This window comes from Dyadobacter psychrophilus, assembly GCF_900167945.1.
Lineage (GTDB): Bacteria > Bacteroidota > Bacteroidia > Cytophagales > Spirosomataceae > Dyadobacter > Dyadobacter psychrophilus.
The window spans coordinates 827,850-849,418 of the sequence record NZ_FUZA01000002.1; the positions used below are offsets into that span (position 1 = coordinate 827,850).

Genomic DNA, 21,569 nt, shown 5'->3' on the forward strand with positions numbered 1-21,569 from the left:
ATATGTAAAATGTATTGAGATAGAGTGCTTTGCGTACTGATTATTCCTAAAACTCCGCTTCGGGGGAGAAAATGCCATTTAACCACTAACTCCTTTTTATGAAACCAAAACTACTTGCAAAAAACGGGCGGAGATCGTTGAGCACCTATTTAGGGTTTGCGCTGGTAATCTTCCTGGCTTCTGCCGCGCAGGCAAACATTCCACTGCTTATGGCATCAGGTTCGGCCAAAAACACGAGAACAGCCCGCGTTGTGGCCGAACAAACTGTCACTGGAAACATTACGGATGAAAACAACGCAGGAATCCCCGGTGTGAATGTGCTGGAAAAAGGGACCACGAATGGTGTGGTTTCAGATGCAAACGGAAAATATTCCATCCAGGTAAAGGACGCAAACAGCACGCTGGTTTTCTCCTACATTGGCTACATTACCAAAGAGTTGAAGGCTGGTTCTCAGGCAGTTCTTGACATTAAGATGGAAGTGTCCTCTCAGGAATTGAGCGATGTCGTCGTGGTAGGTTATGGAACGCAAAAAAGATCTGAACTGACTAATGCAGTTGTACAAACAACCGGTGCGGAAATAAAAAAATCCAGCGCGGCATCGCTCTCCAATTCGCTCGCAGGGCGCATGGCAGGGGTATATGTCACACAAAGAAGCGCTGCCCCCGGTTTTGATGATGCACAGATCCTGGTAAGGGGCGCAAGTACATACCGCAACACTTCGGCCCTGATTGTAATTGACGGGGTTGCCAATGCCGACCCCGACGGGCTTAACAGGCTCGACCCGAATGATATTGAATCGATTTCAGTGCTGAAAGATGCCTCGGCTGCCATCTACGGTGCCCAGTCGGCGGGCGGCGTAATACTGGTTACTACCAAAAGAGGTGTCACCGGTAAGCCCTCGTTTGATTTTTCTACAACCCAGTCATGGCAATCTCCGACTATGAAAGTGAAGTCGGCCGATGCATTCCAATATATGGAGGCGCTCAACGACCGACGTGCGCTCGAAGGGACGCCGCCGGATTTTCCTGACGCATTGGTAGAGTCATTCAGGAACGGAACAAGAAGACCCGAAGACTGGTGGAAAGCCTTGATCGGGCCACCGGTGAGACAAACCAGATACTCGCTGACCATGCGAGGTGGTACGGACCGGGTAAGGTATTTTGTGTCTCTGGGAACGGCTTCACAAGGCGGTATCCTTCGCGGCGACAACAAATCGAAGCTCCGGCAGTATAACGTCAGAAGTAATGTGGATGTGACCGTCACGAAAGACCTGGAAGTAGGACTTGACTTATCCATCCGCGAAAAAGCAACCCAAACGCCTCAGGGCGGGGCGGGCGGGGAAGTGGGATCACTGGCAAGCACAAGCCCTTTGCAGGAAGCTTATATCGGTGGGGACTACCGGTATCCGGGAGAAGGGTGGTCGCACTTAAACCCTGCGGCGCGTTTGCTCAGCCCCGGTTATCGCAAATACAAAACCGATGTTGCCAGCGGAACGGTCCGCTTCAAATATAACATGCCATTTGTGCAGGGGCTGGGGCTGGATGGATATCTGTCCATCGTGAAGACGATCGGTTATGACAAACAATTCAATTATGTATGGCCGTATTTTGAAAAGGATCCCGATGGAAACATTGTAGAAAAAATATCGAGGTCGGTAGAAGATATCGGCCTGCGGGAAGATTTCAGGCAGAGTTTGCGCACCACAGGGAATATAAAGCTCACCTACAACAGGACGATTGCACAAGATCATAAGCTTGCTGCCTTCGTAGCTTATGAGCAAATGACCTATGACGACAACACTTTCTGGGCTCAGCGCCTGGGTTACGATTCCCCGTTGATCGATCAGCTTTTTGCAGGAACTACGAACCGTTTGAACTGGAACAACAGCGGATCGGCTACGGAATCGTCCCGCCAGAATTTCTTCGGGCGCCTGAGCTATGATTTTAAACAAAAATATCTTTTTGGGTTCAGTGCCCGGTATGACGGTTCGCCGATCTTTCCCAAGGATAAGCGTTTCGGATTTTTCCCACAGGTATCTGCTGGCTGGGTAATCAGCAACGAGTCATTTATTCCGAAAAATGTAGTCAGTAATTTGAAATTAAGAGCTTCCTGGGGACGATTGGGGAACGACCGCGTAAACCCTTTCCAATATATTGCTGCCTATGGATATGACGCAGGATGGGTTGTGAACGGCGTGGATGCCCGCGGTATTGCGGTGAAGTCGACGCCTAACCCTAACATTACGTGGGAAGTGAGCGAAAAGACGGATATTGGTTTGGAAGCAGCGTTTCTGAATAACCGACTCTCTTTCGAACTGGATCTCTTCCAGAACAAAACCTCCAACATTTTGGGAAGAAGACAAGCTTCTATCCCCAGTTACACCGGGTTACTGCTGCCAGATGAGAACATTGGCAAGATGAACAGTAAGGGAATCGAACTTCAGGCCGGGTACAGACATAATTTCTCGGATCTCACCGTGCGGGTCAACGGAAACTTTTCCTATAACAAAAACAAGATCATTTATCTCGACGAAACACCACAGGCAGAAGAATATCAGAAGCTGGAAGGGGAGCCATTCGGATCGCGGCTGGTGTACAAATCTATCGGAATTTACAGGAGTCAGCAGGATCTCGACAATAATGTGAATTATCCGGGAGCATCGTTGGGAGGCCTCATTTTTGCCGATCTGAACGGAGATAAGGTCATTGATAGCAACGATCAGTACATGTTCAACACAACAAATAATACAGAACGGGACCCTGTTACCGGCTTGGACGTCACGACTATTTTTCCAAGCACCCAATACGGGCTGAGTATCGGAATGAATTACAAGAATTTTGATCTGGCCATGTTGCTGCAGGGCCAAAGCGGCGCGAAGTTTCGCATGAATGTCGGATTTAATTCCGGCGCCGGAGGTAACGGATTGGAATATGTGGCGCTGAACAGTTACACATTGGATAATGTGAATGCACCACTTCCCATGATATCGCCGACTGGATTTGCGAATTCGGATAGCGACTTCTATTACCGCACTGCGACCTGGATGCGTATGAAAAACGTCCAGCTGGGTTATACGCTGCCAAAAAACCTGCTGTCAAAAGTCAAGATCGCTGCATTCAGAGTCTACGTTTCAGGCGACAACGTGTTTATGATCTTCAACTCACTAAAAAAATTCGGTAATGGTGACCCGGAATTTCTGAGCGAAAAGGGCAATACTTATCCCAACATGAAAACGCTGAGCTTCGGAGCCAATCTTACCTTCTAATCTGACCACGACCTATGAAATATTTAATAAAAAACAGATTGATAAAAAGGGCGCTGACCATTTCATTTATCGGGATCATTGCCTCTGCCACGTCGTGTAATGTTTTGGACAAAAAACCACTTGACGCCATATCCGATGAAGCGGTTTTCAACGATGCGGTGTTTTTGCAAAACTACGTTTACAACATTTATAACGGCATAAAACCACCCTGGGCACCCGGAACCGGCGGCTTCGATGCCCTTACCGATATTGCAGTAAACCAGCCTGAAACCCACGAACGGTCGATAGGGATCCGTAATTATCTGGAAGGAAACCTGACCGCCGATAATGTGAATGATCTGTTGTCAGTTGCAAAAGAGATGCCTACGCCGATCCCTCTCTGGGACTATGAATATGGGTTCATCAGGAAGGCCAACGTGTTTTTCGAGAACATTGAAAGTTCGTCCATAGCCGTCGAGCAGCTGGATCCCATGAAGGGAGAGGTTCATTTTTTGCGTGCGTGGATGTATTTTGAGCTGATGCGGACATTTGGTGGTGTGCCCATCATTAAAAACAGCTTTCAGCTTAATTCAGAAACCTTTGATGTGCCCCGGAATACTTTTGACGAATGCGCGCAATTCATATTGAGCGAAGCAGACCTTGCTATCGGATTTTTGGATGGCCAGCCTGTCAACACCGGGAAAATCAGCAAAGCCGCTGCACTGGCTTTTAAGGCGAGAGTGTTGTTGTATCTGGCAAGCCCTTTGAATAACCCCAATAAAGACTTGGCCAAATGGAAAGCCGCCGAAACAGCCACGAAAGCCGTATTGGATATGGGATTCACTTTGCATCCGCAATACGCCGAGCTCTTTAAAAAGCCATTGAAAACCGACGAAACCATTTTTGGTAAATCATTTACGCCCGCAACCAGGATACCGGGCTGGGGTTATAATTACGATTACTGGCCGAGCGGCTTCGATGCGCAGCAGCGGCTGGTTCCTACCCAGAATTTCGTAAATATGTTCCAGCTCACCAATGGCGAATATCCATATCTGGCAGATGGCGTAACCGTGAACGCAGCCTCTGGATATGATCCGCAGAAGCCTGAAAAAAACCGCGACCCACGCTTTTATGACGCGGTGATCTATCCCGGAGCAGGCCCGCTGAACATTATCGACGGCTCCAAAAGCACGGTCCGGAATTATGAATACTGGGAAGATGCGAACCCAAATCCCGATAATGCGCCTCCGTACATTAATCCCAATAAGGTCGATGCCAAAAATGGCCAGAACCTTTTCGATTTCGGCAGGGATTCGAAAACCTATTGGGTTAAAGGACTTACCCCATTCCATTGGCGGGTTCAAACTGGCTATACATTTAAAAAGACGGATGACTTTGCAGGGCCGCGCGCGAGTTTTGACAATGATTATAACCAGGTTATCGTATTTATGAGGTTAACCGAGTTTTACCTCAACTACGCCGAAATACAAATGGCACTAGGCAACGAGGCCATGGCGAGGGAGTATATCAACAAGGTGAGAAGAAGAACATCGGTACATATGCCTGATATTAAGAGTACGGGCGCTGCGCTGGTCAGGGATTACCGCAACGAAAGAGCCATCGAGCTGCATTTGGAAGATTCCCGTTTTTTTGACCTTATGCGCTGGAAAGCTGCTCCGGGCAACGTGGATATCGCTGTGCGCGGGCTTACAAAAGTGACCATGGACTGGAGCGGTGCGAAACCGGGCGACGCAATTGGCAAGCTGACTTACACTTACGGTGTAATTCCGGAAGCCGAAGTCAGAAAGCCGTGGAAAGGCGATTACTATTACCTTTTCCCAATCCCGAATACAGAAATACGAAAAAGTAACGGGGCGCTTAAACAGAACCCTGGTTACTGACAATACGACTTTATCAGGTAGGTTAGATTAATTAAGCAATGTACTTTAGACCAATGGCGGGCAATGCTTCGCCATTGGTTTTTTTGTATGTGGCGGGTTGGAAAGAGCTGTTTAAATCCAGGCACTTCCCGGATTATCGGTTACACTTTGTATATACAAACTAATTGTGTTATTATTGTGTTACCGTTCAAATTTTCACTATGCATTTAATTGTTTGGCTTTAATCAATATTTTGTGATTAATATTGACATTAGCTCACTACTTTGTACAGACATATTGGGGTAACGGCAGTTTCTCTGAGATCGATTTTAATATGAAAAAAAAGCTTTTCCTTTTCCTGATGTTAGGTGGTGTGGCTGCATTTGTGGCCGTGTCCTGTTTTCAAAAAAACACCACGCTGCAGAAAGGCTCTAACAAGGGGCTTGTAAGCTACAATTTTGACATTCGTCCGATCCTGTCCGATAAATGTTACGCTTGCCATGGCCCGGATGCGAACAAACGCGAGGCCGGCCTGCGACTGGACATTGCCGAAAGTGCTTATGCCAAATTAAAAGATGGAAAAGGGGTAGCGATCTTTCCCGGCAAGCCCGAACAATCGGAGGTTTATAAGCGGATCACTTCGGTGGACCCTGCCTATCAAATGCCCACACCCGAATCACACCTGGGCCTGCTAAGTGAAACAGAAATCGGGCTGGTCCGTGATTGGATTGAGCAAGGTGCCAAATATGAAAAACACTGGGCATTCACAGCACCCGTTTCGCCTGCGCTCCCCGAAGTGTCAGACAAAGATTGGGCGAAGAATGAAATAGACCGCTTTGTTTTACAAAAAATGGAAGATGCGGGGCTTACTCCAAACGAACAGGCCGACAAAAGCCACCTGTTAAAAAGGGTATCGCTTGACCTGACCGGACTGCCGCCTTCGCTGGACTTACAAAACAGATTTGCCGCCGACGCGTCGGAAAACGCCTACGAAAAAGTAGTCGACGAACTGCTTAGCCAAAAAACTTACGGAGAAAAAATGGCCATATACTGGCTGGATGTAGCAAGATATGCCGATTCGTATGGTTACCAGGACGATGAAGTCCGCACGCAATGGCCTTGGCGGGACTGGCTCATCAGTGCTTTTAACAAAAATATGCGGTATGATCAGTTCCTTACCTGGCAGATCGCCGGCGATATGCTGCCCAATGCGAACAAGGAGCAGATCCTGGCCACTGCATTTTTTCGAAATCATAAATACACCGAAGAAGGCGGCGTAATTCCCGAAGAGTACAGGATCGAATATAACATTGATAAGACAAAAACGTACAGCACAGGTGTACTGGGACTAACCGTGGAGTGCGCCCAGTGCCACGATCACAAGTATGACCCCATTTCTCAGGAAGATTATTATCGGCTGTTCGCCTTTTTTAATAATTCCAGAGAACTCGGTTTCGAGGGGGATATTTCGCGCACAAAAACCGCAAAAAACCCGATCCTCCGCATTTCCGACGAAGAAGCCAAGTCACTACTGACATTTATCAACAAGCCGGATACAAGCTTGTTAATGGTTTCGGTTATGGGAGATCGGGATACGCTCAGGCCAACGCATATTTTAAACAGGGGCGTATATGATGCGCCTGGACGCGTAGTAACGGCCTCGGCGCTGCCTTCGGTCATGAAATTTGATACAAACGGGCTTCCGCAAAACAGGCTCGGATTAGCCAAATGGACGACCAGTAAAAGTAATCCGCTCACCGCACGCGTTTTCGTGAACCAGGTCTGGCAGGAATTCATGGGAAGGGGCATCGTGAAAAGCACAGGCGATTTTGGGATGCAGGGGGATTTGCCAACAAACCCGGCACTGCTGGACTGGCTCGCGGTCGATTTTATGAACCACGGCTGGGATATCAAAAGGCTCGTTAAACAAATCGTTACATCCGCAACATATCGGCAGTCGGCCAAGATCACCGAAGAAAAAATGAAAGCCGACCCGGACAATATTTATCTGTCACGAGGTCCCCGGTACAGGCTTCCTGCCGAATTGGTGAGGGATATGGTGCTGTCGACAAGCGGTTTGCTGGTTCCGAAAATAGGAGGGCCCAGCGTTAAACCTTACCAGCCGAAAGGATTATGGGAGGCAGCAACATCAGGAAGAGGAACATTGAAAACATATCAGCAGGATAAAAATGAAGCATTGTACAGGAGAGGAATGTACACATTCATTAAGCTGACCGTCCCGCCTCCTTCAATGATTATTTTCGATGCCAGTAACAGGGACCATTGCGAGATCAAACGTTCCAAAACCAATACACCATTGCAGGCCCTGGTTATGCTGAATGATCCGACCGTCCTGGAAGCATCCCGCGTTTTGGCAGAAAGGCTGACGGCAAAATCAACCAATATTGAAACCAACATTAAGGAATCTTTCCAGCGCATTGTGTGCAGGCAACCAACTGACAAGGAAGTGAAACTGCTTACCGAATATTATAACAGTGAAGCTTCCATGTTTGCGAAGGATAAAAAACATGCTTTCAAAGTATTAAATGTGGGGGAATACCCGCGCAATGAAAAAGTGAATGAAGTACAGGCCGCCGCGCTGATGCGGGTGATCAATACGCTGTACAACATGGAAGAAACGATTACAAAAGGCTGAAAAAAGCTTCAAATCATGGAAAAACAAGTTTTTGATTACGGAATAAATACCACCCGCAGACACTTTTTGTCCAAAATGAGTTTGGGCCTTGGCGGTGCAGCTTTGGGATCGCTCCTGATCCCGGATCTTTTTAAAGGAGGCGGCGGAGAAGTCAATTCAGATGCGATTATGGCCGGGCTGCCGCATTTTGCGCCGAAGGCGAAGCGGGTGATTTACCTGTTTCAAAACGGCGCGCCATCCCAGCTGGACCTGTTTGACTACAAACCAATGCTGAATAAAATGCATGGCCAGGACTTGCCGGAATCCATTCGCGGAACCCAGCGGTTGACTGGTATGACAGCCAATCAGGCAAAATTTCCATTGGCAGGCTCAGTTTTTAATTTCAAACAATACGGTAAATCGGGTGCCTGGATGAGCGAGCTGCTGCCGCATATGGCTGGTATTGTTGATGATCTTTGCATTATCAAAACATTAAACACCGAAGCCATTAACCATGATCCGGCCCTTACTTTTTTTCAGACCGGCGCGCAGGTCGGCAACCGGCCAAGTTTTGGTTCGTGGCTTAGCTATGGTTTGGGAAGTGAAAACCAGAATCTTCCCGGTTTTTGTGTGCTGCTCTCGCGGGGGAAAGGAAATGGTCAGGGTGTTTATTCCAAATTATGGACAAATGGTTTCCTGGATTCGGTGCATCAGGGAGTACAGTTCAGCAGTGGCGAAAACCCTGTTCTGTATCTGAACGACCCCGACGGCATGGACAGGACGCAGCGTCGCAATATGCTCGACAAGCTTTCTGAGCTAAACCAGGGAACGTATAGTGAATTCGGTGATCCGGAAATAACGGCCAAGGTGCAGCAATACGAAATGGCTTTTCGCATGCAAACCGCCGTCCCGCAAATTACAGATATGAGCAAAGAACCCGAGTCCATTGTCAAAATGTACGGGCCTGAATGTCTGGTGCCGGGCACTTATGCAGCCAATTGCCTTTTGGCCAGAAAACTTTCCGAGCAGGGTGTGCGTTTCGTGCAGCTTTATCACCAGGGCTGGGATAGTCATGGCGGACTACCCAATGAAATCAAAGGCCAGTGCCTCGATGTGGACCAGGCGTCCGCGGCGCTGATAACAGACTTGAAACAGCGTGGGTTACTGGATGAAACGCTGGTTATCTGGGGAGGTGAATTCGGTCGCACCAACTATTGCCAGGGCACATTAACCAAAGACAACTATGGCCGCGACCACCACCCCAGGGCATTCACTGTGTGGATGGCAGGCGGCGGCGTCAAACCGGGGATCGTATATGGCGAAACGGATGAATTTGGTTATAACATTGCAAAAGACCCGGTACACGTCCACGATTTCCACGCAACGATACTGAATCAGCTGGGTCTCGATCATGAAAAATTGGTTTATAAACACCAGGGACGCCGTTACCGCCTGACGGATGTGGCGGGCAAGCTGGTCAAAGGGATTATTGCGTAAATTAAAGTATAGAATGCGTCGATATATATCAGATTGGAAAGGGCTGATTTTTAATTTAGCCTTCTTTCTGAATGGGTTACTTGTTTTTCTTTTGATCTTCGAAAGTCGTTTCCAGGTTCCATTCTGGATGCAGGCCGTCGGAAGGATGCACCCTTTGGTGCTCCATTTTCCTTTGGTCGTATTGATTCTTTATAGCGTTTGGGTGGTAACAATCGACAAGCCCGAGTCGACCCGCTGGAATGCAGAAGTGGCAGATACTTTGCTGGTGATAGGCGCATTTACTGCGGCTGTTGCTGCATTTTCCGGCTTTGTTTTATCCAGGGAAGACGGCTATGAATCCGATACATTGCTTTGGCATAAATGGTTAGGCGTGGCAATTTCGCTTTTGAGCATTGCCTGGTTCGGACTACGTAAGTATCTGATGCCCTGGAAATTGGTATCAAAAATCGTTGCCGGGGTGTTTGTACTGGTCTTATTTGTGGGAGGACATTTAGGGGGGAATTTAACCCACGGCGAAGATTTCCTGATCTCACCCCTTGGCCCGTTGGAAGAAGAAACTCAAAGCGTTGCATTGGAAGAGGCTCAAGTATATGAACATCTTGTAAAACCCGTGTTGGAACAGAAATGTATTTCCTGCCATAATGAAGAAAAATCAAAAGGCAATTTACAGATGCAGACGCAGGCACTGCTGGTTAAAGGAGGCAAGAATGGTGTTTTATGGGACACGACCAAAGCGGACCTTGGTTTAATGATCAGCAGGCTGCATTTGCCGTTGGACGACAAAAAGCACATGCCGCCGCGAGGAAAAGTGCAGCTTACGGAAGAAGAGGTGGTTTTGCTGGCTGCCTGGGTAAAGGCCGGTTCGCGTTTTAATCAAAAAGTAAGCGCTTTATCGGGACAGGATCCTGTATATGCCTATGCGCAGAAAATATTGGGAGGCAACCGGACGGAGGAGCAATACGATTTTAGTGCAGCGGACGCGGACGAGGTCAAAAAACTGAACTCTACCTACCGACTGATTAAATCACTGTCGGCCGAGTCACCGGCATTGTATGTGAATTTTTATAATAGTGCAAACTTTAAAAGTGAAGAAATAGAAGGGTTAATGCCTCTGAAAAAGCAGATCGTTTCAATGGATCTGAGTAAAATGCCTTTAAAAGACGAGGATTTAAAAACCCTTGCCAAGTTCCCGGAACTTCGCAAGCTGATTCTGAACTTCACCGACATTACCGGCGCCACGCTGAACGAGTTGAAAAAGCTCGAAAAACTCAGAGAATTGTCACTAAGCGGAACAGCCGTTAAAATGGCTCAGGTAAAGTCGCTGGAAACGTTTCCGGCTTTAAAAAAGGTATTTATTTGGAGCACCGGACTAAGCACCGACGAACTGGCCGCATTAAGAAAGGTTCAGAAAATAGCATTTGAGACGGGTTACCGAAGCGATACAGTTATCCTGCCGCTTACTCCGCCCACCATTGTGAATGAAAGCCAGATTCTTTCAGCCAACGGCTTAGTCTCCTTGAAACATCAGATCCCCCAAACAATCATTCGCTACACATTGGATGGCTCCGAACCCGACAGCATACATTCACTCGTTTACAGTAAGCCTGTTTTTCTTGCAAAAAATACACTTCTGAAAGCCAGGGCGTATAAAGATGGATGGTATGGCAGCAAGCCGGTTAACAGACTCTTTTTCAAAGCGGGCCTGCACGTTGACAGTGTCAGACTCGTAAAACCGGCCGATCAGCGATATGCGGGCAGAGCCGGCGCGACGCTTATTGACGGAGTGAAAAGCGACAATGAGCAGAATAGCGGCAAATGGCTCGGCTACAACGAGGACTTCCAAAGCTATCTGTACTTTAAAAAGCCGGTTGATGCAAGCCGCATTACGCTGAGTATGCTCAGGAATCTCGGCGGTTCTATTTTCCCTCCGACCCGCATTGAAGTATGGGGCGGCACTGACGAAAAATCGCTTAAATTACTGAAAGTCCTGACCCCGGAAGTCCCGCTGAAAGACATTCCAGGAGTGGAAGGCATCGTGTACGAGGTGCCATTCGAAAAACAAAGTGTAAGCTGTATCAAGCTGGTCGCCAAAGCGTTACCAAAATTGCCGTCATGGCACTCAAACAAGGGAAATAAAGCCTGGGTGTTTGTAGATGAAGTATTTGTAAATTAAATCAACCCCGCGATATGATAAGGACATTACTTATTGCTTCCGTATTCATTTTCGCTTCCCTGCGGGCCAATGCGCAGCAAAAAACGATATGGAAGATAGGGGAGGCCGATAATGCTCCTGCGGGCATGGCCCTGGCGCCCGATCAGTTCAAACGTTTTCTGGAAAAGGACTTCGGGTATGAGGATAATTTTTTTCTGATTGGACAATCCGATAGCAACGAAAATTGGCCGTACGTGCTCCCAGGCCCAGTTAATGGCTGGGGCGGAACAGGGGGCACTTCCGGGATCAGGTCGCATTTCCTTACGGTTTTATTTGACATTAAAAGCAAACCAGCTTCGGATAAGTGGCAGCTTGTGGTGGATATTTTAGAGACCGATTCACTGTCCGCACCTTTTTTCAAGGTTTCCGTCAATGGTAAATCGTGGAATTTTCAGCTGGAAAAAGGATCCGGTTACAAAGATCCCGACAAATTTAAACCCAACCCAAAAGAGCAGCTTGTCAAAATCGAAATTCCCTCTGAGCTGATTAAAACGGGAGTAAATGAGATTGTGATGACAACCCTGCAAGGCGGCTGGCTGGCATTTGATCAGGTGCGGCTTGAAGGCCCAGCCCAGGCCGTGCTGGCGGTTCCCGGGAAAGCTTTGCTAAGAAATGTTAGTGCGGCTGACTATGAACTGAATGTGGATGGAAAGCACGTTCAGCCCTTGTTGATAGACATAACCCAGCTTCGTGGCGAGCCGCTGATCGAGGTGAAACTGGATGGGAAGTTAATTTTGAATCAAAAAATAGAACAGGACCGTTACATGCTTGAAGCGCCTATGCCTGCGGTTACAGAACCGGGATCGGGAACATTTCAGGTTTTCGCTGACAAAGAGCTCATTGGTTCCGGTAAAATTAAAAGAGGTAAGCAAAAACTAAGAACGCCGGCAGGTTATGTGAACACGATGTTGGGCGCAGGACATTCCAGATGGATGATCGCTCCCGGTCCGTGGATGCCATTTAGCATGGTGAAATTGAGTCCTGATAACCAGAATAATGGCTGGCAGGCGGGATATGACCCTACTTTTGAATCGATTGGTACATTCAGCCACATTCACGAATGGACAATGACAGGGCTTGGCATTTTCCCCACAGCCGGACCATTGCAAATTAAAATGGGTGACCAGAACAAACCGGATGAAGGTTACCGTTCACGAATCGACAAGCGTTCCGAAGAGGCGCCTTTGGGTTACTATAAAGTGAATTTGACGGATAACAACATTACGGCAGAATTGACCGCCACGACGCGTGCATCTTTCCAGAAATACACCTACAACAATAGTGAAACTGGCCGCATAATGGTCGACTTGCAGATCCCGACCGAGTATGGTTATAAATTGAAGAATATAAAAGTTGATAAAGTAAGCGCCCAGCGCATTGAAGGGTTCAGCGATCAGCTTTCGAACGATGTTTGGTCGGGCGGCATCGATCAGCAGTACAAAGTCCATTTTGTCATTGAATTTGATCAGCCCATAAAAAACTACGGAGCTTGGCTGAATGATGAAGTCAAACAGCAAAGCAATCTTTCGGCAGATAGTGCAAAAAACGCTGGGCTGTTCTTTGAATTTGACACAAAAACAAATCAAGTTGTTCAGGTAAGGTCCGGTATTTCGTATGTAAGCGTTGAAAATGCGGCACTGAATTTGAAGACAGAAATTTCAGATCCGTTCGGATGGGATTTTGATAAAGTAAGGGATAATCAGGAAAAAGTATGGAATGAACTGCTGGGCCGCGTAACCATATCGAGTAACGACAAGCGCGAGAAAGAGCGATTTTATACCAATATGTACCGGTCGCTGGCGAGCAGGAATGCATTCAGCGACGTGGATGGCAGCTGGCGGGATGCCGATGAGGTCGTTAATAAATTCCGGAATAAAGATGATGTTGCACTGGGTTGCGACGCGTTTTGGAATACTTTCTGGAATCTCAACCAGTTCTGGAACCTGGTTACGCCCGAATGGTCCAACAGATGGGTGAAATCCCAGTTGGCCATGTACGATCGTGGCGGCTGGCTGGCGAAGGGGCCGGCGGGCATGGAGTACATTCCCGTAATGGTGGCCGAGCATGAGGTCCCGCTGATCGTGGGTGCATACCAAATGGGCATCCGCGACTACGACGTCAACAAAGCGTATGAAGCCGTTTACAAAATGCAAACCACAGCCGCCGAATCAATAGGCGGCGGGCGGGCGGGCAATGAAGATCTGACAACATATTTGAAACATCAGTATGTGCCCTATGATGAAGGACGGTTTTCAAATTCATTGGAATATAGTTTCGACGATTTTACCGTATCCCAGTTTGCCAAAGCACTGAACAAGAAGGAGGATTACCAGAAGTTCGGTGAAAGAGGGCAATGGTGGAAGAATGTCATTGATCCTCAAACCGGCTTTGCCCGGATGAAGGACGCAAAAGGCAACTGGCTGGCGGATTTTGATCCTTTTAAGTCCGGCGCCAACCATCATTACGTGGAGGGTAATGCCTGGCAGCTCACCTTTTTTGTTCCGCAGGATGTCCCCGGCCTTGCCAAAACTATGGGTGAAAGCGAATTTGTAAAAAGACTGGATTGGGGTTTTAACGAAAGCGTCAAATGGCGGTTTAATGGCCCTAATGATCAATATTGGGATTATCCCGTCGTGCAGGGCAATCAGCAATCCATGCATTTTGCATTTCTTTTTAATTGGGTAAAAAAGCCCTGGCTTACACAAAAATGGAGCCGTTCTGTCGTGGACCGGTATTACGGACATGAAGTTTCCAACGCCTATCTGGGGGATGAAGACCAGGGACAGATGAGCGCATGGTTCGTAATGAGCACCCTTGGACTTTTTCAGACAGACGGTGGAACACGGATGGACCCGATCTATGAAATCGGAAGCCCAATGTTTAAAAAATCGGTCATTAACCTGGGCGAGCAGTTTGGCAGGGGCAAGACTTTTACCATTGAAGCCAAAAATACATCACGAAAAAATATCTACATCCAAAATGCATCACTCAATGGCAAGCTGCTTACCAACTTCTGGTTCAAAGCTTCCGACTTGCTGAAAGGCGGTTCCTTAATACTGGAAATGGGGCCAATGCCCAATACCGAATGGGGAATAGGAAAACTCCCTGATGCCACTTTTTGATACAGCAGCAATGCTTATTCCGCGGTTGCGATAACAATCTTTTGCAGGACTCCTTTTAGTTTCGGGGTTCAAGAATCATTCGACTTCTTCACGTAGCAATACGAAAGATGCGTTCGGCATTGCCGTGCGCCACTTTTGCACGTTCTTCATCCGTCAGCGGTGCCGAATCCATGAATGCTACCGCAGGGCCACTGGGTTGAAAGGGATAATCTATCGCCCACATAACAGAATCAATCCCAAGTTTGTCAATGCAAAAGCGAAGCACAAGCGGATCTTCGACGCCGCTGGTTGTTATTGAAAAGTTTCGTTTGAAATACTCGCTCGGTTTAAGCTGGTTACCACGTCCGGCACGCGCCCCGGGTGCACCCATAAAATCAAGTCGCCAAAGCCAGAAAGGCAGTGCCTCACCCATATGGCCCAGCACGATTTGCAGTTTCGGGAAACGGTCGAGTACACCGCTAAGCATTAAACGCACGGCATGTGTGCCCGCTTCGATGCCGTATCCCCAGATGGCCCCTTCCAATCGGTAATCCTGGAAAGGTGCGGCCATGCCGTCAGACGGAGCCCTCGGGTGAATGTAGAGCGGGGCGCCCAGCGCTTCGGCAGCTTCCAGGATGGGCCAAAAGCGCTGTTCGTCAAGATACCCGTTTCCCGTATGCGAGTTGACCAGAAAGCCGTTCAGTTTCAGTGTTTTAATCGAGCGTTCCATTTCCCTCGCAGCTTGCTGCGGATTTTGAGGAGCAAAACAGGCCAGACCAGCAAACCGCGTCGGATGGCGGCGAATTGCTTCGCTTAACCGATCGTTGGAAAGACTGGCAAGGCTTACGGCCTGGTCGGCTTCAAAGAGCTGCACACCCGGCAGGCTCATTGAAAGCAGGTGCATATCTACACCAGTTGCATCCATATGGGCTATCCGGCCTTCATCTAAATCCAGTAGTTTAGGTAGCAGTAATCTTGCGCTCGCATCCCGGTTTGATACCGGGGGTGGGGTTTTTGACGGGTCCTCAGCAACGGCGGGACTGTCAAAAACCGATGTCAGCAACTTGAAATCCAAATTTGACCCACCTTTTCGCACCAGATCACGGATAGCAGCAGCCACCTCCGGAATCATGAAAGCTTCTTCCGTGGCGATCTTCCTGACGGCTTTTTTGGCAACCGGCTGCATGGCATTGTCGGGCTCAGGCTGTGCAATAGAGCCAGGCCAGGAGGCGACACCAGCAAATGCAGATAGCTGAGCCAATGCAGTCCGGCGGTTAACCGGCGTATTCATTTTGTTATCATTAAACGGACTGGTTTTGCGAGCACACATGGCATGTAAGATTTTTGGTTTGAAGAAATTGAGAATGCCTTCAAACTTAAAATAAGCCGACCGTTAAGCGTTATAACACTTTTGCCAGTATCTAGCAAGAATAGAACATGGTCAATTTTTGTAGGAAAAAGGAATTATTTTGCTGACAAGCTTGCATGACTCCGTGCGTATTCGGTGGGGGTTTGACCAAACTGGTCCCGGAAACATTTGGTAAAATAGTTCGGGTTGGTGAAGCCTACCATAAATGCAATTTCGCTGACGTTGCCGTGTTGCTGAGAAAGCAGACTGGCAGCGCGTTTTAAGCGGAAGGTCCTGATCAGTTCGTTCGCCGATTGCCCGAGCAGGGCCTTCAACTTGCGGTGGAGGTGGGTTTGGCTCATGCCAATTTCCTGACTGAACATTGTTACATCGAAGTCGGCATTAGAAAGGTTAGTATCCAGCAAAGCAAAGACTTTGGTCAGGAATTTTTCGTCTGTTGAGGTTACTGTTATTTCAGCCGGCTGGACGAGCAATTGTCGGCTGAAATGTTCTCTTAAATGCTGTCGGCTTGCAAGAAGATTCTTAACGCGCATGAGCAGCTCCGCGCGTTCAAATGGTTTTGTAAGGTAATCATCCGCGCCTGTTTCCAGGCCCGCCAGTTTATTTGTTATGCCCGTTTTCGCCGTCAGCATTACAACAGGGATATGGCTGGTCCGCTCGTCCGTTTTCAGGCGGCGGCAAAGTTCAAAACCGTCTGTTCCCGGCATCATAACGTCGCTAATGATCAGATCTGGTAAATGTGTTACAGCCAGTTCAAAGCCTTCATCACCATTGCCAGCAGCCAGTGTTTCGTATATTTGGGCAAAACAATCCACCAGAAAATGCCTCAAATCGGCATTGTCTTCAATAATGAGCAGCCGGGTTTTGTGTTGTGCCGGGTTCGCGTAGATTTCCTCAAAAGCTGTATCATCAGGACTTGTTAGGGTAACCGGCGTTTGAGAATTAGTCTGTTGGCTGGCCACAGGAAAAGGCAATGTGACAGTAAAAGTGGTGCCTTTTTCCAGCTCGCTTTCCAGGCTTATCACTCCTCCGTGTAGCGCTACCAGTTCTTTTGCCAGCGCCAGCCCGATTCCCGTGCCTTCATAACGGCGGGTAACAGAGCTATCCGCCTGGAAAAACCGGTCGAAAACATGTTGGCGTTGGTGTTCGGGAATGCCTATCCCCGCATCCTGGACGATAACCCGCAAGTAAAGGGGGTTACTATACAAATCCTCTACAAAAGCCGAAAACTGCACCATTTTGCCGGATGGGGTAAACTTGGCAGCATTGGTCAGCAGGTTAGAAAAGATCCTGGTAAGTTTGTCCTGATCTGCGCTTACCCAGACAGCCTGCATAGGAACGGTGTAGCGATAAATTATCCGGCGACTTTCAAAGAGCCCAATATAAGACCCGGCCAGCTCTTTCAAAAAGCTGCTCAGATCAATAGGCTGTGGGTTGAGCATTAATTTTCCCACTTCCAGTTTGGAAAGATCCAGCAACTGGTTGATCATGTCAAGCAGTTGACCAGCTTGCCGTTCAATGAGCTGGTAATCTGAATGATGTTTGTTCTCATGCTCAAATTGTAACTTGTCAATCGTGCCCTTGATCACTGACAATGGTGTCCGGAATTCGTGGGAGAGGTTGGCGAAGAATTCTGATTTAAGCGCGTCGACTTCCTGCAACTTTTCGGCGGTAAGGCGCTCGAATTTCAACTGGCTGTGAAGCCGTTCCCGATTGATAAGATGTTGCCTTGCCAACCAGATCAGGCTCAAAATGAGCATTGTGTATAATGCATATGCCCACCCCGTCTGCCACCACGGCGGATGAATGATGACGAGCAGTGAAGTACCCGCCTGGTTCCAGACGCCGTCGTTGTTCGAAGCCTTCACACGAAAGGTGTAGGTGCCGGGTCGCAGGTCCGTGTAACGTGCAAGGCGCTGGTTACCAGTATAGATCCAGTCTTTATCCAAACCCGCTAATTGATATGCGTATTGGTTTTTTTCAGGGGAATTGAAATTTAAAGCCACAAATTCAAAGGAAACGAAGTTTTCCTCATACGGAAGTTCCAGCAAACCAGCAGGGACTGGCCGCCTTTTTTCCTGGACCTTTAAGCTCGTCAGATGAACGGGAGGAACAATGGCGTTTCGATTGATCCTGCCCGCTTCAAAACCAACCGCTCCATTGATTGTGCCAAACAGCAACCGTCCCTGGCGGCTGTGCACACTGCCCAGGTTGCATTCATTATCAGGCAGCCCGTCACTCATATCGAAGTTTCTAAAATGGCCGGAAGCGGGGTTGAACTGGCTGATCCCGTGGCCCGTACCCAGCCAAAGGTTTCCCAGGTTGTCAGGGGCAATGCTGACGACTTGATTGGAAGGCAGCCCGTTTTTGGTTGAGTAATAAGAGAATTTTCCGGTGGCTGGATCGAAACGGTTCAAACCGCCATGACTCGTGCCGACCCAAAGAATGCCATTCTCGTCCTCATACAATGCGCGCACCCAATTATCAGTGAGCAGGCCTGGCGAATAAACGCGGCCGGATTGATAATAAATGAACTTACCCGTTCTCGGATCCAGCTTGTTAAGCCCCTGAGCAGTAGCAATCCAGATATCACCGGTTTTGCTCACCAGCAAATCCAATATCAGGAAATGGCTTAGTGTGCGGGCCGGGGCCATGGCTGCCTCACTTTTAGGTTGCAAAACATCCCGGGTATAATAAAAGGATTGTCCGGTGGCCGGGTCAATATATCCGATTGCTCCCTTCAAACCCACCGATCCGCCAATCCAGAGTTTGCCGTCCCGATCTTCGTCAATGCACATTGCCGGCACTTTGGTCGGGTAACGGGTAAATGTCCCCTTCGCCCTGTCCAGCCGGTGCAAGGCTTCCTTCGTGCCAACCCACACCTGTCCGGCATGGTCTTCGAAAAGGGTTGAAACGCCCTCACTTGACAAAGAATTCGCATCTGTTGGTTGTGCAGAGATGTGTTCCAGCTGTCCCGTGGCACCCTTCCAGCGAAAAAGTCCTTTTTGAAGACTTCCCAGCCAGATCGTTCCCGTATGATCTTGCAGCACTGCCTGAAAATTATGTTCCGCAAGGCGGAAGGGAGCCTGCGGCAGGTGCCTGGGATATGTATAGAAGGGCTTTGGATTTGCCGGTAACTGGTCAATACCATTATCCGTGCCTATCCAGACGGCGCCGGTCCGGTCACGAAAAACAGCACGGACGTCATTACTGCTCAGACTTCCAATCTGCGCCGGGGCAGATCGATAAGTTATTAGTTCATCTGTTTCCGTGTTGATATGCTGCAAGCCCTCGGGGGAAGAAACCCAGAGAGACCCGGCCATGTCTTCAAACAGGCCACTTTCATAAATTGTTTGATATACTAATCCTTTCGGATTATAAGCAACTGGCGTAAGTGTATCGCCGGTTATTTTTGTCCGGAACAACCCATTGCCCTCCGTTCCAATCCAAAGCTCACCGGATTTGTCCAGTAAAAAAGCATAGGGGCTCACCGGTTTATCGGCCTGGTAAGGCAACGCAAACTGTCGCCCGCTGGCAGCCCTGCGCCATACGTTTGGGTTATGGGAAAGTTTAGGCAGATTAATGTGGATGGGCGTGAAGCGGCCTGTTTGTTTATCAAACCGAAAAAGCTGCCCTCTGGACTTCACCTCTATCAGCAGGTTACCCCCGGCATCTTCCCCGATAATGTGGTTGACCCGTTCGATCGGGAACCGGCTATATCTTCTCGTTACCGGATCAAAACGTAAAAGTCCCAGGGGAGTGCCAATCCATAACAAACCGTGTCGGTCCTCAAACATATTGAAGTGAACATTCCAATAATAAGAAAGTCCGGGGAGCTGATTGTACGCAGTTGCTTTGCCCGTTTGTTTGTTAACCTGGTGTAAACCGCCGCCCATCGTTGCCACCCAAATGCGGCCTTTTTGATCTTCGTGGATATCCGTGATGATGGTATGCTGTAATGTGCTGTTTCCGGCTTTGGGATCAAATTGAAATGCAGTAAAGTTGTATCCATCATACTTGTTGAGACCATCAGCAGTACCAAACCACAAAAAGCCCTCACGATCCTGGCAAATCGAGCTGATTAAATTATTTGATAAACCTTGCCGCGTAGATAAGTGCGCAAAGCGAACCGGATTTATCTGGGCTGCAGTCCTGCCGGCGCACAGCAGCAACATTACTAACCATAAACCTATTGACTTTCTCATCCTAGCTTAGTTTATGCTCCGGCAATCCCGTAATTACTAACAGTTTACACGGAATACTAACCTCAGACAAGATAATTAATTTTCGTGGATGCCGTTACGTTGCATCTGTTAACAAATCCGATCTATCACATTCTTTCAGCAATCCATTAATCATCCTTACCATTTGATACCCAAGTGTTTTTGTCAAATAAGATCGTGGCAGCAACTTTGGCTATCGAAACGCTTTTCCAAAACATATTCATTGATCGAAATTGAAGACAATATTATGAACACAAGATTACTGATCCTGGCAGCGCTCATAGGCGCACCCTTTATGTGTATCGGCGTTTATGTCGAAGCCAAATTTCCCGGAGTGGGACAGCCATGGTGGACCGGGGTTTGGGGGCTGATTTATATCACTGGTTGGCTTGCAGGAATGGAAGCTATGCGACGGCTTCGGCTAGCCGGTAATGATCCGCTTGGCAAATGGGCGGTTGTGCTCGTAATGATAGCATTGTTTCTTGCGGATATATCTAATGTATGGCAGCTGGTCGCCCCGGATTATAAGCCTTCCTTATTTTGGGCGCTCGATATTTTCTGGCCGGTAAGCCACGTACTGATGCTTTTAGTGGGTATCGCCACGGTCCGTGCCAAAGTACTCGGCCCATACCAATGCTGGCTGCCAGTTGTTATGGGCTTGTGGTTCCCGCTTACAATGGTGTTGAGCCGGACGCCAATCGTTTTACATTTTTCAAATATCTATTCACTAATCGCCTGGACTTCAATGGCACTCATCCTGTGGCAAAGAGCTAGGATGCAAAAGATTGACAGCAATTTACTCCTCCACGCCTTCCATTTGTGAACTTTTTGATTGAGCCGAAAGGTCTTCGCTCATTTTATCTATCTGGTTCAAATGCTGGTGGAGAATGGTGGCATTGATGCTCGTGTCTTTTATCAGGTCAAGCAGAATTCGGTATTCGATGGCAATTTGCTGGTGCATATTTACGATTTTGTCGAATGCCATACCCACATCGTCGCTGAGGACCGCGATGTCGTCGTTATAGTTATCCGGCCGTGTTATGCAACCGTCGCGCATGCAGCATTTAAGCGAATCATACAGGTTTGCCATTTCTTTCTTGATCACCAAACAAATCATGTAGTCCCTGCTGAGCAAATTTCTCATCTCAAATGGTATGTCTTGCCGCATTGCAACCGTCAGCGCTGACTGCTGGGCTTTAAAAAGGCGCCAAATTTTAATCACCTGTTTTACAATCTGTTTCACGTTCTCCATGGTCGGACAAGTTTTTCTACAGATGAGCAATAATCGTTCCAAGCGACTGATATTCAAGCGGAAATCTGAAAGTTGAAAGCAAAAAAGCCGGCGATTCACAAAGCCGGCTTTTGAAGCAAGTAATTAGATTGTACAGAGCGACCTGACGGTTTCAG

Annotated in this window: 10 protein-coding genes; 7 read left to right on the plus strand and 3 right to left on the minus strand. The window is 48.2% G+C overall.

Features of this window, described 5'->3' with window-relative positions; all coding sequences use genetic code 11:
- The first annotated feature begins 98 nt into the window (after nt 1–98).
- The 6 genes from B5X68_RS10495 to B5X68_RS10520 all read left to right on the plus strand — a co-directional run bounded on the left by B5X68_RS10495 (nt 99) and on the right by B5X68_RS10520 (nt 14,591).
- Nucleotides 99–3,266, plus strand: coding sequence for a SusC/RagA family TonB-linked outer membrane protein (locus B5X68_RS10495; protein ID WP_082214632.1), 3,168 nt, complete (start codon nt 99–101; stop codon nt 3,264–3,266).
- Nucleotides 3,267–3,280: 14 nt separating this feature from the next.
- Complete coding sequence (locus B5X68_RS10500; protein ID WP_082214633.1) at nt 3,281–5,146, plus strand: RagB/SusD family nutrient uptake outer membrane protein; 1,866 nt, start codon at nt 3,281–3,283, stop codon at nt 5,144–5,146.
- 313 nt (nt 5,147–5,459) lie between these two features.
- On the plus strand, nt 5,460–7,781 hold the full coding sequence (locus tag B5X68_RS10505) for a PSD1 and planctomycete cytochrome C domain-containing protein (RefSeq protein WP_082214634.1): 2,322 nt from the start codon (nt 5,460–5,462) through the stop codon (nt 7,779–7,781).
- A 15-nt stretch (nt 7,782–7,796) separates the two neighbouring features.
- A complete protein-coding gene (locus tag B5X68_RS10510) occupies nt 7,797–9,257 on the plus strand; it encodes a DUF1501 domain-containing protein (protein ID WP_082214635.1) in 1,461 nt (486 codons plus the stop codon).
- Nucleotides 9,258–9,270: 13 nt separating this feature from the next.
- Nucleotides 9,271–11,430 carry an FN3 associated domain-containing protein gene (locus B5X68_RS10515; protein WP_170916624.1) on the plus strand — a complete coding sequence of 720 codons (2,160 nt, stop codon included), beginning with the start codon at nt 9,271–9,273 and terminating at the stop codon, nt 11,428–11,430.
- Nucleotides 11,431–11,444: 14 nt separating this feature from the next.
- Nucleotides 11,445–14,591 (plus strand): glycoside hydrolase family 92 protein, encoded by a 3,147-nt coding sequence (locus B5X68_RS10520; protein ID WP_082214637.1) that lies wholly within the window; start codon nt 11,445–11,447, stop codon nt 14,589–14,591.
- Between the two features lie 88 nt (nt 14,592–14,679).
- Here B5X68_RS10520 and B5X68_RS10525 read toward each other — a convergent pair whose 3' ends face one another.
- Together B5X68_RS10525 and B5X68_RS10530 are read right to left on the minus strand one after the other, a co-directional pair.
- Nucleotides 14,680–15,900 carry an amidohydrolase family protein gene (locus B5X68_RS10525; RefSeq protein WP_212567995.1) on the minus strand — a complete coding sequence of 407 codons (1,221 nt, stop codon included), beginning with the start codon at nt 15,898–15,900 and terminating at the stop codon, nt 14,680–14,682.
- 134 nt (nt 15,901–16,034) lie between these two features.
- Nucleotides 16,035–20,144 carry a hybrid sensor histidine kinase/response regulator transcription factor gene (locus tag B5X68_RS10530; RefSeq protein WP_082214638.1) on the minus strand — a complete coding sequence of 1,370 codons (4,110 nt, stop codon included), beginning with the start codon at nt 20,142–20,144 and terminating at the stop codon, nt 16,035–16,037.
- Nucleotides 20,145–20,409: 265 nt separating this feature from the next.
- Between B5X68_RS10530 and B5X68_RS10535 the strand changes: the two genes are divergently transcribed.
- Nucleotides 20,410–20,985, plus strand: a complete 576-nt coding sequence (locus B5X68_RS10535; protein WP_141110263.1) for a hypothetical protein — start codon at nt 20,410–20,412, stop codon at nt 20,983–20,985.
- Here the strand turns inward: B5X68_RS10535 and B5X68_RS10540 are convergent.
- On the minus strand, nt 20,959–21,414 hold the full coding sequence (locus B5X68_RS10540) for a hypothetical protein (protein ID WP_082214640.1): 456 nt from the start codon (nt 21,412–21,414) through the stop codon (nt 20,959–20,961). The genes B5X68_RS10535 and B5X68_RS10540 overlap by 27 nt on opposite strands.
- Between the last annotated feature and the right edge of the window lie 155 nt (nt 21,415–21,569).